Source organism: Psychrobacillus sp. NPDC096623 (genome assembly GCF_044762655.1).
Taxonomy (GTDB): domain Bacteria; phylum Bacillota; class Bacilli; order Bacillales_A; family Planococcaceae; genus Psychrobacillus.
Map to the genome: position 1 here is coordinate 158,252 of NZ_JBIWER010000005.1, position 14,672 is coordinate 172,923.

Genomic DNA, 14,672 nt, shown 5'->3' on the forward strand with positions numbered 1-14,672 from the left:
ATTGGGTTCACTGGGTTTATAGTACGAAGAATTTTATACTATTTAAAAAAGCAGTTAGCAACTTTCGCTAACTGCTTCGCTTTATTATTTTTTTAAGTTGTAGAAAGTTTTTTTACCTAAGTACTGTGAAGTATCATATAGCTGATCTTCAATACGAAGTAATTGGTTGTATTTTGCTACACGGTCAGAACGTGAAGGTGCACCTGTTTTGATTTGTCCAGCGTTTGTTGCAACTGCGATATCTGCAATTGTTACATCCTCTGATTCACCAGAACGGTGAGAGATAACTGCTGTATAACCAGCACGTTTCGCCATTTCAATTGCATCAAATGTTTCTGTAAGTGTACCGATTTGGTTTACCTTAATCAGAATAGAGTTAGCAATACCTTGTTCAATTCCTTGTGATAATTTATCTGTATTTGTTACGAATAGATCATCGCCAACTAATTGAACTTTTTTGCCTAGACGTTCTGTCAATAATTTATGACCAGCCCAGTCGTTTTCGTCTAAGCCGTCTTCAATTGAAATGATTGGGTATTTTCCGCAAAGCTCTTCATACCAAGCAACCATTTCTTCAGAAGTTTTTACAACACCTTCACCAGATAAGTGGTATTTGCCATCTTCTTTATTGAATAACTCTGAAGCCGCAACGTCCATTGCAAGAAGTACTTCTTCTCCTGGTTTATAACCAGCTTTTTCAATTGCAGTCATAATAGTAGAAAGAGCTTCTTCGTTAGATTTTAAGTTCGGTGCAAATCCGCCTTCATCTCCAACTGCTGTGTTTAGCCCAGCTTCTTTTAATACTGCTTTTAAGCTATGGAAAATTTCTGCTCCCATACGTAATGCATGACGGAATGATTCTGCGCCTACTGGCATTACCATAAATTCTTGGATATCCACGTTATTATCCGCATGCTCTCCACCATTTACGATGTTCATCATCGGCACTGGAAGTTGCTTTGCATTGAATCCACCTAAGTATTGATAAAGTGGAACATCTAAGTAATCTGCAGCTGCATGTGCAACAGCGATTGATACACCTAGAATAGCGTTTGCGCCTAAATTTCCTTTATTTTCAGTTCCGTCTAGTTCGATCATTGCATGGTCAATTTCTACCTGATCCAATACAGAGAAATTCTCTTCTAGTTCAGCTGCAATAATGTTGTTCACATTCTCAACTGCTTTTAAAACACCTTTGCCTAGATATCTTGACTTATCACCATCACGAAGTTCTACTGCTTCATATTCACCAGTAGATGCACCAGACGGAACGATTGCGCGTCCATATCCACCGCTTTCTGTAAATACTTCTACTTCTACTGTTGGATTTCCGCGTGAATCTAATACTTCACGTGCTTGAATTTGTGTAATAATTGGCATTTTTAACTCTCCGTTTCGATTAGTGTTTTACCTGTCATTTCAGGCGGTGTTTCTATCCCTAATAAGTGTAACATGGTTGGAGCCAAATCGGCTAAAATTCCGTCGCTTCTTAGTGTTTCATTTTTCACTGTAACTACTACTGGGACAGGATTTGTCGTATGCGCTGTCATTGGCTGACCTTCCATCGTTGTTACTTCATCTGAATTTCCGTGATCTGCTGTAATAATAGCATGTCCGCCTTTTGCTAAAATTGCATCGACAACCTTGCCTAGACAATCGTCCACTGCTTCAATAGCTTTTATCGTCGGTTCTAACATGCCACTATGTCCCACCATATCGGGATTAGCAAAATTTAAGATAATTGCATCAAATCGATCATTTGCAATCGCATCCAACAGAGCATCGGTTACTTCATAAGCGCTCATCTCAGGCTGTAAATCATATGTAGCAACCTTTGGCGAGTTGATCAGAATACGTTCTTCACCTGGGAAGGTTGCTTCTCGACCACCGCTCATAAAGAACGTGACGTGTGGATACTTCTCGGTTTCTGCAATCCGTAGTTGTGTTTTGTTATGTTTGGAGATTACTTCCCCTACTGTGTTATACAAATTCTCTTTCTCGAACACTACATCTGCCATAACATCATCACTATAATGGGTAAACGTAACAAATTTCAAGTTCGTCGGATGTGTGTCACTTAAAGGTATACTATCAAATGATGGTGTGTTTAAAGCCAGCGATAATTGAATAGCACGGTCAGGTCGGAAATTAAAGAAAATGACCGCATCATTCGTTTCAATCGATACAGCAGGCTTTGCATCTTTTTCTATCACAAAAGGAACAACAAATTCATCAACAATATCCTCTTCATAGGATGCTAAAATACCAGCTGTTGCTGATTCTGCAGTTTTACCTAAGCCTTCTACAATGGCTTTATATGCTATTAAAACTCTTTCCCATCTGCGATCGCGATCCATTGCATAGTATCTACCACTAATCGAAGCAAATTTCCCTATACCTATTTCCTTCATTTGTTTCTCTGTTTCTGCTACGTAACCAATCGCCGTGCGCGGACCGACGTCGCGTCCATCCAAAAAGCCATGGACAAATACTTCCTCTAGTCCCTGTTCTTTTGCGAGCTTCAACAAAGCAAACAAATGCGAATAGTGACTATGAACGCCACCATCTGAAAGCAAGCCCATCAAGTGTAATTTCCCACCTGTTTGCTTCACATGGTCAATTGCAGCTAATAGCTTTGGCTCTAAGAAAAATTCTCCTTCACGAATTGATTTGTGAATTCGAGTTAGGTTTTGGTATACGACTCTACCTGCGCCAATATTTAAATGACCAACCTCTGAATTACCCATTTGACCTTCAGGGAGACCTACTGCTTCTCCAGAGGCCGTTAATGTAGCATTTGGAAAGATTTTCCAGTATCGATCGAAATTCGGTTTATTTGCTTGAGCAACTGCATTCCCAAACGTTTCATGACGCAATCCGAAACCATCAAGAATGATTAGTGCTACTGGACTTTTAGGCATTTGCACCAGCCTCCAATAGTTTCACAAAAGATTCAACTTGTAGGCTTGCTCCTCCTACTAATGCACCGTCAATATGCTCCTTTGAAAGAAGCTCGTCAATATTTTCTGGTTTTACACTGCCGCCGTATTGGATGCGAACCTGACTTGCTACTTCTTCTCCAAAACCATCTAAAATCGTTTCACGAATTGCTTGGCATACGTCATTTGCATCATCTGCAGTAGCAGTTTTTCCTGTTCCAATCGCCCAGATTGGCTCATATGCAATAATCGATTGAATTAGTTGTTCTTCTGTTAATCCTTCAATTGCAGCCATTACTTGGTTAGAAACAATCATTTCTGTTTCGTTTTGCTCACGCTGCTCCAATGTTTCTCCCACACAAATGATTGGTGTTAGGTTAACCTCAAAAGCAGATTTTACTTTTTTATTGACTGATTCATCTGTTTCATTGAAATATTGACGACGTTCAGAGTGACCAATTACAACGTATTCTACTCCTAAGTCTTTCAGCTGATGACCACTAACTTCACCTGTAAATGCTCCCTCTTTTTCCTCGTGCATCGTTTGAGCCCCGATAGAAATAAACGAACCCTTTGTCGCTTGAACAAGCTGATCTAAAAATAATGACGGAGCACAGATTACTGCATCAACTTTTGTGCTATCCACTTGCAGTTCTTTTAACTGAAGTGCAAATTCCTTTGCCTCACCAAGTGTTTTATACATCTTCCAATTTCCTGCTATTACTGGTTTACGCATATGACATCTCCTCCATTACTTATCGTTTAAAGCGGAAACTCCAGGTAAATCCTTACCTTCCATAAACTCTAAGGAAGCTCCTCCACCTGTAGAAATATGATCCATCTTCTCACCAACATTGAACTTTTCAACAGCAGCTGCTGAATCGCCACCACCGATTATCGTATAGCCTGCTGTTTCAGCCATTGCATTTGCTACAGCTTTTGTACCTTCTGCAAATGCATCCATTTCGAATACACCCATCGGTCCATTCCAAATAATTAGCTTACTATTTTTAATAACGTCTGCGTATAATTCTCTTGTTTTTGGACCAATATCTAATCCCATCCAATCAGAAGGAATCGCAGTGATATCTACTACTTTTGTGTTAGCATCCTTTGAAAATTCATCTGCCACTACTACATCTACTGGCAAATAGAACGAAACACCTTTTTCTTTTGCTTTTTCAATGAAGCCTCTAGCTAGGTCAATTTTATCTTCTTCCAGTAGAGATGTTCCAACATCATGGCCTTGTGCCTTCGTAAAGGTATACGACAAACCCCCACCTATAATAATATTATCTGCTTTGTCCAATAAATGATCAATTACTCCAATTTTATCTTTTACTTTTGCTCCACCGATAATGGCAGTAAAAGGACGTTCCGGCTCAGCTAAAGCTTTTCCTAATACATCTAACTCTTTTTGCATTAATAGCCCCGAAACAGCTGGAAGTAGTTTTGCGATTCCTTCTGTTGTAGCATGTGCACGATGAGCAGCACCAAAAGCATCGTTAACATACACATCTGCTAGCTTCGCAAAAGATTTTGCTAGCTCTGCGTCATTCTTTTCCTCACCTGCATGGAAACGGACGTTTTCTAATAATACAATGTCTCCGTCTTCCATTTCTGAAACTGTCTTTTCCACAGCTTCTCCGATAGATTCATCTAATTTTTGTACTGGCTTATCCAAAAGTTTTGCTAAATGTTCTCCAACCTTAGTCAAACGTAAATCTTCCTTCACTTCACCTTTTGGTCGTCCCATATGGCTTGCTAAGATAACTTTTGCACCCTGTTCGATTAAATAACTAATCGTTGGGAGTGCTGCACGTATTCTTGTATCGTCCGTGATAGCTCCATCTTCCATTGGGACGTTAAAGTCCACTCGACAAAATACACGTTTTCCTTGTAAAGCCACATCACTCATTGCTTGTTTAACCTTCATGAGATAAGCCTCCTTTAATTTTGAAAAGCGCATGCGCCTACGAAAGCCCCGATTAGCGCTGGAAGACTTGCAATAAAGGCGTTCTTTGCCTTTATTCGTCGTAAGCCTGAAGCGACTCGAGCGAGCTAGGCACATATCTGTAAAAAAAAGGAGCAAGGGGGTAATCCCTGGCTCCTTTACCCTCTTTCATTATAGAGGTAAATCTATCTAATCGCCACGAAAAATCACAGTGATACTATGTGCTTTCCTTAGTCAATTACGAAAGAGTTATAGTCCTTTTTTAGCCATAAGTAATGCAAGGTCGATACAGCGTGCAGAATATCCTGATTCATTGTCATACCAAGATAATACTTTCACCATATTGTCCCCAAGTACCATTGTTGAAAGTCCATCAACTGTTGAAGAAGCAGTATTACCATTATAGTCAATTGATACTAATGGTAGTTCATTGAAAGCAAGAATTCCTTTTAATTCATTGTCAGCAGCTTGTTTTAACGCTTCGTTTATTTCTTCTGCTGTTACATTTTTATCAAGTTCTGCTACAAAGTCCACTAAAGAAACATTTGGTGTTGGTACGCGGATTGCCATACCATCTAATTTTCCTTTTAGTTCTGGAAGTACTTTTGCAACAGCTGATGCTGCTCCTGTTGTAGTTGGAATCATCGATTCAGCTGCAGCACGAGCACGACGGTAATCGCTATGTGGTAAGTCTAAAATACGTTGATCATTTGTGTATGAGTGAACAGTAGTCATCATTCCACGTTTAATACCGAATTTGTCGGATAACACTTTTGCAAGTGGTGATAAACAGTTAGTTGTACAAGATGCATTTGAAATTACGTGATCTGTTTCTGGATTGTATTGATCCGCATTTACACCCATAACGAAAGTAGGCATATCATCTTTAGCTGGCTGAGATAAAATTACTTTCTTAGCTCCAGCTTCAATGTGCTTGCTAGCTTTTTTAGTTGTGCTGAAAATTCCAGTACACTCAATAACGATATCGATTTCTTGCTCTTTCCATGGAAGTGCTGAAGGATCTTTTTCAGCAAATACGCGGATTTTTTTACCGTTTACAATAAGGTATTCTCCTTCTGAAGTAACCTCTGCATTTAGAATTCCATGAATTGAATCATATTTCAATAAATGAGCAAGCATTGCAGCATCCGTTAAATCATTGATTGCTACTACTTCTAGTTCATTTTCTTCTAAAGCTTCTCTGAATACTTTACGTCCGATACGTCCAAAACCATTAATCGCTAATTTTACTGTCATTTTAATTTCCTCCTAGTTGTTTTGTTCAATTAATTGCATCATTTCTTGTGCCGCGCCTTCATCAGTTACCAGAACTGTTTGAGATGGTGCTTGTTTAAAGTAAGACAATAGAGCATGTGCTTTTTTAGTTCCTCCAGCTACTGCTAAAAGATGCTCCATATTTTCCAATTGTTTAAGCTGAACCCCAATCGTGCGAATTCTGTGTACAGCTTCTCCTTGGGCATTAAAGTAGTACCCGAAGGCTTCACTTACTGCACCGATTTCTTTCAAGCGTTGTACTTCCTCTAAACTTGAATTTCTCCGGCGAGCCATCTCTAGTGCATCTCCAATACCATGGATAATGATATTCGTTCGCTCGTAAAAATCCATCATTTCTTTTATAAATGGCTCATTTTTCATCGTTGCGTAAGCTTCCTCACTCAGACTATCAGGCATGTATAATGTCCGATATGATCCATTCATCTTGTTCGCAAAAAGAGAAGCTATCGTGTTAGCTTGAAGTCGAACATCTTTACCGACGCCACCTCTTGCTGCTATAAATAACAGTCGCTTCCACTTGTCCGTTCGATGAACATAATTCGAAATAGAAGCAATCGTTGTTCCACCTGTAACTGCAATGATGGATTCATCCGTTAAAATACTCTCTAAATATTTTGCCGCTTCTTGTGACTGAAGCAAAACAGAATTAGGATTAGTATCTACATTTCCCGGGACAATTATCACTTCTTTAATATTTAAATTACTAGCAAGTGTTTGTTCGAGTTGCAATCTACCAGACCATTCTCGTACAACTTCTTTAAGCTCGATCAATAAATCTTTGCCACTAGAAGTTATACTTGCTCCATCTCTCGAAATTTCTATAAATCCTTGATTGCGTAAAAAGTCTAGTTCTTTCCTGGCATCTCTTTCTGATAATCCTAGAAGATCCCCGATTACTCTGCGCCCTGATCCCGAGGACAATTGAATGGTTTGAAGTATTCGATACCTTTTCTGTAACAAAATGCTCATCTCAGGCAATAATTTCAATTGAGCCTGTAGTAATGAATCCATTTTTCACATCCCAACTGATTGTGACATTTTTGTCCCACCACTTAACTTTTTGTCCCATATACTTAAAAAAATTTAATTTCTAAAATAAGCTTACAATAATCTATTCCCGATAGCAAGAATTTGAAACATTTTGTGAACAAATTTAAGGAAAAAATCCTTCAAATAAGCGTCTTGTGGCGATTGCAATCCGCGTATATTGCGATTTGACACTTGGTATTGCGATTCAGTCGCATTAACTTGCGATTAGAGTAATGCTTCCAAGATTGTTGCATAATCTACTTGCCCATATTGAATAATTTTATCTTCTAATTCGATGACTGGGATCATCAGCATATATTTTTCATGAAATGCATCGTCTTCTTCAATATTTATTTCATTTATTTCAAATTCAACATCTTCTCTTACTAGCTTTAACATAAGCCTTGCATCATCACATAAATGGCAGCCTGGTCTTGTGTAGAAATTGATAATCATTTAGTAGTCCTCCCATCAAACATTTGATACACGTTTATTATAGCCTTTTTTAGTCAATTCGTATGCTATTGTGGATATAAAGAATTCCTACATTTTTTTATAAAGATAATAAAAGCGATACTTTTTATTTACCTATTCGTCTATAGCAATAAGGGAGGTCGGAGAATGGAAATAGAACAGCTATACAAAGAGCACAGTGATAGAATTTACAGCTATATATTTTTTCTTGTGCGTCAAAGAGAATGTGCGGAGGATCTTACACAAGAAACGTTTTATAAAGCATATAAAGGTCTAAATTCCTTTAACCAACAAGCCTCACCTACCACTTGGCTATTAAAAATAGCTCGGAATTTGACCTACGACTATTTTCGAAGGAAAAGGGTCATACAATTTTTCACCTTCGAGAAAGATCATGATATAGAAACAAAGTTATTATCACCAGAAAGTCGATACGAACAAAAGGAACAGCTTGCTAGAATGTATGACTCCTTATTTAAGCTAAAAAAAGATTATCAAGAGGTCTTGCTTTTGCGCAAAATACAAGAATGTTCGATTCAAGAAACTGCCTATATACTTGGCTGGACTGAGGCAAAAGTGAAGATGAAAATGACACGAGCACTTGAGGCACTAAAAAAGGAGTTTCATCGGGAAGGAGATTATGCAAATGGAACCATCAGAAAAATTCGATGAGCTTTTTGAGGAAATGAAAGCAGTGGATCGTTCAGGTGAAGCGAAGCAAAATACGTGGCTAGCCTTAAAAGATAGACTAGAAACAAAAAGAAAGAACAATTTATTTCCTGCATTTATTTCATTAGCAATAATAGCGATCGCTTCCTTTTTAGTTTTTACTTACATTAATCCTTCCGAGACGGAACAATCTGCACAATCTCTTTCAAATGAACAGGTTATAAAAGCAGTATTAGAAAGAGAATACAATGGACCAGATATGGAAATTTCGCGATTACTAAATAATTGGTGGGACCTCCAAAGCTCCACTAAAACAGAAACGCAAGAAGAGTACGATCAACTTCTCCAATCAAAGGAGAATAATGATTTTATGAATTATTATCAAACGACTTTTGGAGAATATTTCACGGAGAATATGTTATCAAATGCAATTAGTTCAAATCTGGTGTTTAAATACAATCATTATTTAATAGACCATGACATAAAAATGAATCTTGAAAGTGTCCAAATTAATCAGGAGAAGGATCATCCCAATATCTATCGCCCAACCATTGAAGTTTCCTTAACCAATAGTCAGGGACAGCAAATTATTCACACAGTGAGAGAAGAATTTATTTTTTCAAAATCAGAGCCTGGAAAAATAGGGAGCTATAATGGAGTGAAAGATGGCGGAGGCTTAGAACTTCAGGATAAAATAGAGAATTTTGATGCGTATGTTGGAGATGTAAATACACCATCTATTGATGTTTCCTTCGATACACTTTGCTTCAATGGCAGGTTGATAGATCAAAATGAGAAAGTAAATTTTATATCGGGATGTACATCTAACAATAACAAAATAAATACTATTCTAAAAAACTTTGACCATCTTCCCGTAAAAGAGGCTACAGAGCTAGAAAGCAGAGAAAGGGCCGAAGCTCTTCCTTTAATCGACAGTTATCAAATTTATTTAACAAATGCAATAGATAAAGGAACTACATTGTATACGATTACTTTATACGAGGATGGATTTCTTATGTTCGCTCCTGGTCAAAATTTAGGATTTTCTGGAGATCTCTCTATAGAACCTCATAATGTGTTATATGAAAAATTAAGGTTGACGCTAGACGAATTTGCTGAAAAATGATAAAACGATTTTATTTTGGATATATATAGTTCAGACCTTAGTTATAGAACTTTTCATTCTGACTGTTTGAAGTGAGGGCGACGTCTCCTGGGGGAACAGCACGAGAGAGACTACTGGCTCGAGCCGTGCCCCCGGAAAGCGTCCGCCGAAATGACAAACAATTGGAGGACATATCTAATAGAAAACCTTGAAAACTTTACTAATCATAAAATTTTCGGGGTTATTACTTTTGAAGAAAGACCATCCTTCCTTATATTGTCAAAACAAACTCTACTTCTCCATCATTGATCTTACCTGTTTTTTGGAATCCGAAGCTTTCGTAGAGTTTAATAGCTACTTCATTGTCTGGCTCGGTTGACAAATAAACCATTTCACAATTATCTACCTGTTTCATTTCGTCTAATACCAACTGAACAGCCTTTTTGCCATAACCTTTCCCCTGACGGGTGTAGTCAATCATTAAACGACATATCCAATAATTTTTCGTATCTTCGTCTAATCCATACATCGTGAAGCCAATAATTTTGCCATCTACCTCGATGCCTCTAACAATCCATCCAGTTTCGTAAATCGATTGAACAATAGATAGCGCATTCGAAGCTACAAATTTTTCTACAACAGTCGCCTTTCCATCCAAATTCGTAGTCAAAAGAACGGTATGTAACCAATTATCTTTGTTGATTTCTACTAGCTTCATACTACATCCCCCCTATCATTACTTTATCAAAATAGTTAAATTTAATGTATAAATAATTGGGGTAAAACGAGAAAAAGCCCTGTCCCGGGTTTTTTCTAATTAAATATTTACCATTTACGACCTGCTCCACCACCACCGGAGCTACCGCCGCCAAATCCTCCAAAGCCACCACCAGAACTTCGTCCGCCTCCGCCGAATCCACCACCGAAGCCTCCTGGACCAAACATTCTAGTGCTATTACGTCTTCTACCTGGACCGCCTCCACCGCCGCCAGACATCATAGTCATAATTAAATAAATTACCACAATTCCAATGATAATGGTTGGAAGTGAGATTCCACCGCCTGTAGAGCCTGCGAGTGGAGAAGGCTCTTGTGGACTTGCCAACTCGGTATCCCAACCATATTCGGTAGCAACCTGATTATATAAGAGCTGATAAGTAGAAAGTATAGCTCCTGGGACATCCCCCTGCTCTAAAAAGGGAAGTGTGTACTCTTCTATGATTCTCCCCACTTTTCCATCAGGTAAAGCGCCCTCTAAACCGTAACCGACGTTTATATAAACCTCCCGATCACCTACTTTGTTAGGGTCCATCTCTAGTAATAAAAGGACGCCGTTATCCTTCTCTTCATCCCCAATACCATATCCACGCATCACATCAACCGTATATGTCGAAACGTCTTGACCTTTTAAAGACTCCACTGTCATCACGACAATTTGCGCACCAGTTGCATTTTCTAAATTTTGTCCAAGTGTTTCTATTTCCTGCTCCTGCTCCTCTGATAGCACGTCATAGAAATCCTGTACATATAGTTCTCCAGGAATAGCAGCTGGATAGTCCGATTTGGCAAACGTTAGCAAAGGGAACAACACTGTAAGGAGAAGCGCAAGTGAAATCGCACGTGCACTTTTCTTCATCAGTCTCCAGCTCCTTCAAAATCAACTACTGGTGCTTCTTCTGCCCCCTCGGTTGATTGGAAGTATTCTTTTTTATCAAAGCCAAACATCGAAGCTACTATACTTCCAGGCATCCGTTTTACTTTTTTATTGTAATCCGAAACTACTGTATTATAATCCTGTCTTGCTACAGAAAGTCTATTTTCCGTACCAGCAAGCTCATCCATCAACTGTCTAAAGTTTGCATCTGCTTTTAGATCTGGATAATTTTCTACCACTACTAATAATCGGCTCAGAGCTCCAGATAATTCATCATTCGCCGTAGCTTGTTCTTCTGGTGTCCTCGCTCCTGCCAATTTAGATCTTGCATCCGCAATATTCCCAAGCACTTCTTGTTCATGCGCTGCAAAGCCTTTAACTGTATTAACTAAGTTTGGTATTAAATCCATTCTTCGTTGCAGCTGGTTTTCAACTTGCGCATATGCGTTGTTTACGTTTTCTTCTTTGTCTACAAAACCGTTATAGCTTGTCATGAATATCCCTGCAATAACAGCAATAATTACAACTACAATGATTATTGGTATTAATAATTTCTTCATTTGGCTCACCTCTTTAATAATTATAGTCTTATTGTACCTTTATATTTAAAATACAAAACCTATTCTATTTACGGAATGAAGTAAACTAAGTTTCATAATTCTTTAACTGAAATAATATTCCATTAAGCGAGTAATCCATGATTGAACACGACTATCTGTAATTAGAGCACTAGTAAATCTATCTTAAGAGAAAGTAAACAATTATGTACCGAGAGTAACACAAACGAGGATGGATTAAATGATGAATCTTTCTTATGTAGTTTAGTTATTGCATTCAGTGGTAATGATTATTAAATAAAATCTTTCTTTTCATTCTAAAAAACGAGGTGATTTTGATGAGCGATATTTTGCCAAAAGAAGCTGTTGATACGCTTGAACAAATTCAGGGGAAATTTCCAGGCTATCGTCGTGCTCATGCTAAAGGAGATTTTTATGAAGCTATTTTTACCCCGAATGGCAATGCGACAGCCTATACCTTTGCACCCCACTTGCAGCAAACACCAGTGCCCGCTACAGTTCGTTTTTCTAATAGTCCCCCAAATCCTACTGCGGCAGATTTCCTATCTCCAGCAAAAGGAATGGCTATCCATTTTCATCAACCCGATGGTTCTATTAGTCACCAAGTTTGTGCAACCGTTCCCATGTTCGTCACGAAAGATCCCAAAACTTTTACGGACATGCTAAAAATATTAACCTCTCACAAAACTGGCATTCATTCAATTGATTTAGGTCTAGGTATAACACAACTTCTCACTACCTTCCCAGAGCATAAAAATACATTACTGGCGCTAAAGGAACAGCTAAAGCAGCCACCAATAAGTTATGCAACTCTAAATTATTTCCCAATACACGCCTTCTATTTTGTTAATGCTGAAGGCAAGCGGCAGGCTATAAAATACGAGTGGCATCCAGTGAAGCAGGAAAAATCACCTTCTATCCTTAATAGACTTAACTTATCTACCGATTATTTGAGCGAGGATTTGGAGAGACGACTCGATAAAGGAACTGTAACATTCGAGCTTTACATTCGATTAGCGGAGAACACAGACTCTACTGATGATCCTACCAATGTTTGGCCAGATGACAGACAAAAAATTCTAGTAGGTCAATTGGCTATTAATAAAAAAATATTTCCAACAGAAAGTCTTTTGTTCGACCCTACTATCGTTGGAAAAGGAATAGAGTTACCCGACGATCCAATTTTACATTTTAGACATGAAGCCTATGCAGTATCCTACAATAGAAGAAATAAAGAAAACAAAAAAACACCCTAAACATATTATGTTAAGAGTGTTTCTCAGCTTTTTATATTCCCTCGATGAAGATCGAACTCACATTACAAGCTTCTGAGGCCTTTGTGTTATCCAATATCAAAACGCAACCAACTTGAAACATGAGTGATGGCTTTTCTAGTTTTTTATTCGATAGAATGAACTAATTACGTGATTAATGTTATGAGTGACCGTGTCCATGACTACCATAATTCCCATGAGACCATGGGTAGCCATATCCCGGATTCATTGGATAATATGGGTACGGTTGGTAATGTGGGTAATACGGGTAATATGGGTAATACGGGTAATATGGATAATGTGTATGCTGCGGATAATGTGGATACCTAGGATAGCCTTGATGATGATTCGGACTTTCTTCTCGCCATTCATTTCCATATGGTAAAACCAATCAACTTCACTCCTCATTCTAATATACACTCTTTTTAGAGTATGCATCTTTGTGAAGAGCGTTTGGGTTAAATTTGGGTCCATAATTTTTTTTCCATAAAAAAAACCTCCGTTTGCTTTATCGCAAAATAAACAGAGGGCTACGTGCTATTTTGTATCATTATAATAACACATAAATTCTTAGTAAAAACGTTGGAACGGTATGCCCTCGGCGAGGATCGAACTCACATTACAAGCTTCGGAGGCTTGTGTGTTATCCATTACACTACAAGGGCTAGCGACTTATCTATTATACAAATAGAAGGAACATAATTCAAGCTAACTTTTTGAAGCTTAATATTTGACCTTCCTTGACCATTATGTGTATGATAAAGTTACAACTGAGGGAACTTTTCTCAGTAACTAACTAATTTAACCCACCTTTGAAGGAGGCAATCAGGATGAATTTAATTCCTACAGTTATTGAACAAACTAATCGTGGAGAACGTGCATATGACATTTACTCTCGATTATTAAAAGACCGTATTATTATGCTTGGAAGTGGTATTGATGACAACGTTTCAAACTCAATCGTTGCCCAATTACTATTCCTAGAAGCAGAAGATCCAGAAAAAGACATCTCTATTTACATTAACAGCCCAGGCGGAAGTATAACAGCTGGTATGGCAATCTACGATACAATGCAGTTCATCAAACCTGATGTACAAACAATTTGTATCGGTATGGCAGCTTCTATGGGAGCATTCCTGCTTACTGCTGGAACAAAAGGTAAACGTTATGCACTTCCTAACGCAGAAGTAATGATTCACCAACCACTTGGTGGAGCACAAGGGCAAGCAACGGAAATCGAAATTGCTGCAAAACGTATTTTACATTTACGCGATAAGTTAAACCACATTATTTCTGAACGTACTGGTCAACCAATCGAAGTAATTGCAAGAGACACAGATCGTGATAACTTCATGACCGCTGAACGTGCAAAAGAATATGGCTTAATTGATCATATTATCGATCGTAGCGAAATGAAAAAAGCATAAGAAGTCGATGTAAAAATCCCAAAGGATTAATCCTTTGGGACTTTTTTAATATTAATCAAGTATATTAAAATTTAACCATTAACAATACATTATGAGGATTAATCATGGATACCACTTCTGATTTCCATTACAGGTGGACGCGTTTCGCGGTGTGAGTAGTGAGCTATTACCGCAGCACATGCGTCGCTTTGACATCTCATCTGTCTACTCATCCCGCCGAGGTCGCCACCTAATACACGAATAATATTTGATACTGCATTCAACTATCTTTATA

Annotated in this window: 15 protein-coding genes and 1 tRNA gene; 4 read left to right on the forward strand and 12 right to left on the reverse strand. The window is 38.2% G+C overall.

From position 1 onward, the window contains the following. Positions 1 to 84: 84 nt before the first annotated feature. The 7 genes from eno to ACIQX2_RS14445 all read right to left on the reverse strand — a co-directional run bounded on the left by eno (position 85) and on the right by ACIQX2_RS14445 (position 7,674). Complete coding sequence (gene eno, locus ACIQX2_RS14415) at positions 85 to 1,380, reverse strand: phosphopyruvate hydratase (protein WP_402851766.1); 1,296 nt, start codon at positions 1,378 to 1,380, stop codon at positions 85 to 87. Positions 1,381 to 1,382: 2 nt separating this feature from the next. Next, the gene (gene gpmI / locus ACIQX2_RS14420; RefSeq protein WP_402851769.1) at positions 1,383 to 2,921 is read right to left on the reverse strand and encodes a 2,3-bisphosphoglycerate-independent phosphoglycerate mutase; all 1,539 of its coding nucleotides are present in this window, start codon (positions 2,919 to 2,921) and stop codon (positions 1,383 to 1,385) included. Then, positions 2,914 to 3,675: a triose-phosphate isomerase gene (tpiA, locus tag ACIQX2_RS14425; protein WP_402851772.1), complete on the reverse strand. Its 762-nt coding sequence runs from the start codon at positions 3,673 to 3,675 to the stop codon at positions 2,914 to 2,916. The genes gpmI and tpiA overlap by 8 nt, the downstream gene beginning before the upstream one ends. A gap of 15 nt (positions 3,676 to 3,690) precedes the next feature. Further along, positions 3,691 to 4,857, reverse strand: a complete 1,167-nt coding sequence (locus ACIQX2_RS14430) for a phosphoglycerate kinase (RefSeq protein WP_402852154.1) — start codon at positions 4,855 to 4,857, stop codon at positions 3,691 to 3,693. 285 nt (positions 4,858 to 5,142) lie between these two features. Further along, positions 5,143 to 6,150 (reverse strand): type I glyceraldehyde-3-phosphate dehydrogenase, encoded by a 1,008-nt coding sequence (gene gap / locus ACIQX2_RS14435; protein ID WP_402851775.1) that lies wholly within the window; start codon positions 6,148 to 6,150, stop codon positions 5,143 to 5,145. 12 nt (positions 6,151 to 6,162) lie between these two features. After that, positions 6,163 to 7,200 carry a sugar-binding transcriptional regulator gene (locus tag ACIQX2_RS14440; protein WP_402851778.1) on the reverse strand — a complete coding sequence of 346 codons (1,038 nt, stop codon included), beginning with the start codon at positions 7,198 to 7,200 and terminating at the stop codon, positions 6,163 to 6,165. Positions 7,201 to 7,443: 243 nt separating this feature from the next. Further along, on the reverse strand, positions 7,444 to 7,674 hold the full coding sequence (locus ACIQX2_RS14445; protein WP_402851781.1) for a glutaredoxin family protein: 231 nt from the start codon (positions 7,672 to 7,674) through the stop codon (positions 7,444 to 7,446). A 165-nt stretch (positions 7,675 to 7,839) separates the two neighbouring features. Here ACIQX2_RS14445 and ACIQX2_RS14450 point away from each other — a divergent pair, with 165 nt between their 5' ends. Further along, positions 7,840 to 8,364, forward strand: a complete 525-nt coding sequence (locus ACIQX2_RS14450; protein WP_402851784.1) for an RNA polymerase sigma factor — start codon at positions 7,840 to 7,842, stop codon at positions 8,362 to 8,364. Beyond that, positions 8,339 to 9,487, forward strand: coding sequence for a hypothetical protein (locus tag ACIQX2_RS14455; protein ID WP_402851787.1), 1,149 nt, complete (start codon positions 8,339 to 8,341; stop codon positions 9,485 to 9,487). Before ACIQX2_RS14450 ends, ACIQX2_RS14455 begins: the two co-directional genes overlap by 26 nt. Positions 9,488 to 9,737: 250 nt before the next feature. On the opposite strand, the gene ACIQX2_RS14460 is transcribed toward ACIQX2_RS14455, so the two are convergent. The 3 genes from ACIQX2_RS14460 to ACIQX2_RS14470 form a co-directional block, all read right to left on the reverse strand. Continuing rightward, positions 9,738 to 10,184 carry a GNAT family N-acetyltransferase gene (locus tag ACIQX2_RS14460; RefSeq protein WP_402851790.1) on the reverse strand — a complete coding sequence of 149 codons (447 nt, stop codon included), beginning with the start codon at positions 10,182 to 10,184 and terminating at the stop codon, positions 9,738 to 9,740. A 107-nt stretch (positions 10,185 to 10,291) separates the two neighbouring features. Next, on the reverse strand, positions 10,292 to 11,101 hold the full coding sequence (locus ACIQX2_RS14465; RefSeq protein WP_402851793.1) for a TPM domain-containing protein: 810 nt from the start codon (positions 11,099 to 11,101) through the stop codon (positions 10,292 to 10,294). Continuing rightward, a complete protein-coding gene (locus ACIQX2_RS14470) occupies positions 11,101 to 11,679 on the reverse strand; it encodes a LemA family protein (RefSeq protein ID WP_402851796.1) in 579 nt (192 codons plus the stop codon). Before ACIQX2_RS14470 ends, ACIQX2_RS14465 begins: the two co-directional genes overlap by 1 nt. A gap of 335 nt (positions 11,680 to 12,014) precedes the next feature. Between ACIQX2_RS14470 and ACIQX2_RS14475 the strand changes: the two genes are divergently transcribed. Further along, complete coding sequence (locus ACIQX2_RS14475; protein WP_402851799.1) at positions 12,015 to 12,953, forward strand: catalase family peroxidase; 939 nt, start codon at positions 12,015 to 12,017, stop codon at positions 12,951 to 12,953. 178 nt (positions 12,954 to 13,131) lie between these two features. On the opposite strand, the gene ACIQX2_RS14480 is transcribed toward ACIQX2_RS14475, so the two are convergent. After that, positions 13,132 to 13,362, reverse strand: coding sequence for a hypothetical protein (locus tag ACIQX2_RS14480; RefSeq protein ID WP_402851801.1), 231 nt, complete (start codon positions 13,360 to 13,362; stop codon positions 13,132 to 13,134). Between the two features lie 202 nt (positions 13,363 to 13,564). After that, positions 13,565 to 13,636 (reverse strand) — tRNA-Arg (locus ACIQX2_RS14485). A gap of 165 nt (positions 13,637 to 13,801) precedes the next feature. Here ACIQX2_RS14485 and clpP point away from each other — a divergent pair. Next, complete coding sequence (clpP, locus tag ACIQX2_RS14490; RefSeq protein WP_402851803.1) at positions 13,802 to 14,398, forward strand: ATP-dependent Clp endopeptidase proteolytic subunit ClpP; 597 nt, start codon at positions 13,802 to 13,804, stop codon at positions 14,396 to 14,398. Positions 14,399 to 14,672 lie beyond the last annotated feature (274 nt).

What these genes read in the sequence shown, in the direction of transcription:
- eno (WP_402851766.1), bottom strand. Translation starts at nt 1,380, where the DNA reads ATGCCAATTATTACACAAATTCAAGCACGTGAAGTATTAGATTCACGC.
- gpmI (WP_402851769.1), bottom strand. Translation starts at nt 2,921, where the DNA reads ATGCCTAAAAGTCCAGTAGCACTAATCATTCTTGATGGTTTCGGATTG.
- tpiA (WP_402851772.1), bottom strand. Translation starts at nt 3,675, where the DNA reads ATGCGTAAACCAGTAATAGCAGGAAATTGGAAGATGTATAAAACACTT.
- ACIQX2_RS14430 (WP_402852154.1), bottom strand. Translation starts at nt 4,857, where the DNA reads ATGAGTGATGTGGCTTTACAAGGAAAACGTGTATTTTGTCGAGTGGAC.
- gap (WP_402851775.1), bottom strand. Translation starts at nt 6,150, where the DNA reads ATGACAGTAAAATTAGCGATTAATGGTTTTGGACGTATCGGACGTAAA.
- ACIQX2_RS14440 (WP_402851778.1), bottom strand. Translation starts at nt 7,200, where the DNA reads ATGGATTCATTACTACAGGCTCAATTGAAATTATTGCCTGAGATGAGC.
- ACIQX2_RS14445 (WP_402851781.1), bottom strand. Translation starts at nt 7,674, where the DNA reads ATGATTATCAATTTCTACACAAGACCAGGCTGCCATTTATGTGATGAT.
- ACIQX2_RS14450 (WP_402851784.1), top strand. Translation starts at nt 7,840, where the DNA reads ATGGAAATAGAACAGCTATACAAAGAGCACAGTGATAGAATTTACAGC.
- ACIQX2_RS14455 (WP_402851787.1), top strand. Translation starts at nt 8,339, where the DNA reads ATGGAACCATCAGAAAAATTCGATGAGCTTTTTGAGGAAATGAAAGCA.
- ACIQX2_RS14460 (WP_402851790.1), bottom strand. Translation starts at nt 10,184, where the DNA reads ATGAAGCTAGTAGAAATCAACAAAGATAATTGGTTACATACCGTTCTT.
- ACIQX2_RS14465 (WP_402851793.1), bottom strand. Translation starts at nt 11,101, where the DNA reads ATGAAGAAAAGTGCACGTGCGATTTCACTTGCGCTTCTCCTTACAGTG.
- ACIQX2_RS14470 (WP_402851796.1), bottom strand. Translation starts at nt 11,679, where the DNA reads ATGAAGAAATTATTAATACCAATAATCATTGTAGTTGTAATTATTGCT.
- ACIQX2_RS14475 (WP_402851799.1), top strand. Translation starts at nt 12,015, where the DNA reads ATGAGCGATATTTTGCCAAAAGAAGCTGTTGATACGCTTGAACAAATT.
- clpP (WP_402851803.1), top strand. Translation starts at nt 13,802, where the DNA reads ATGAATTTAATTCCTACAGTTATTGAACAAACTAATCGTGGAGAACGT.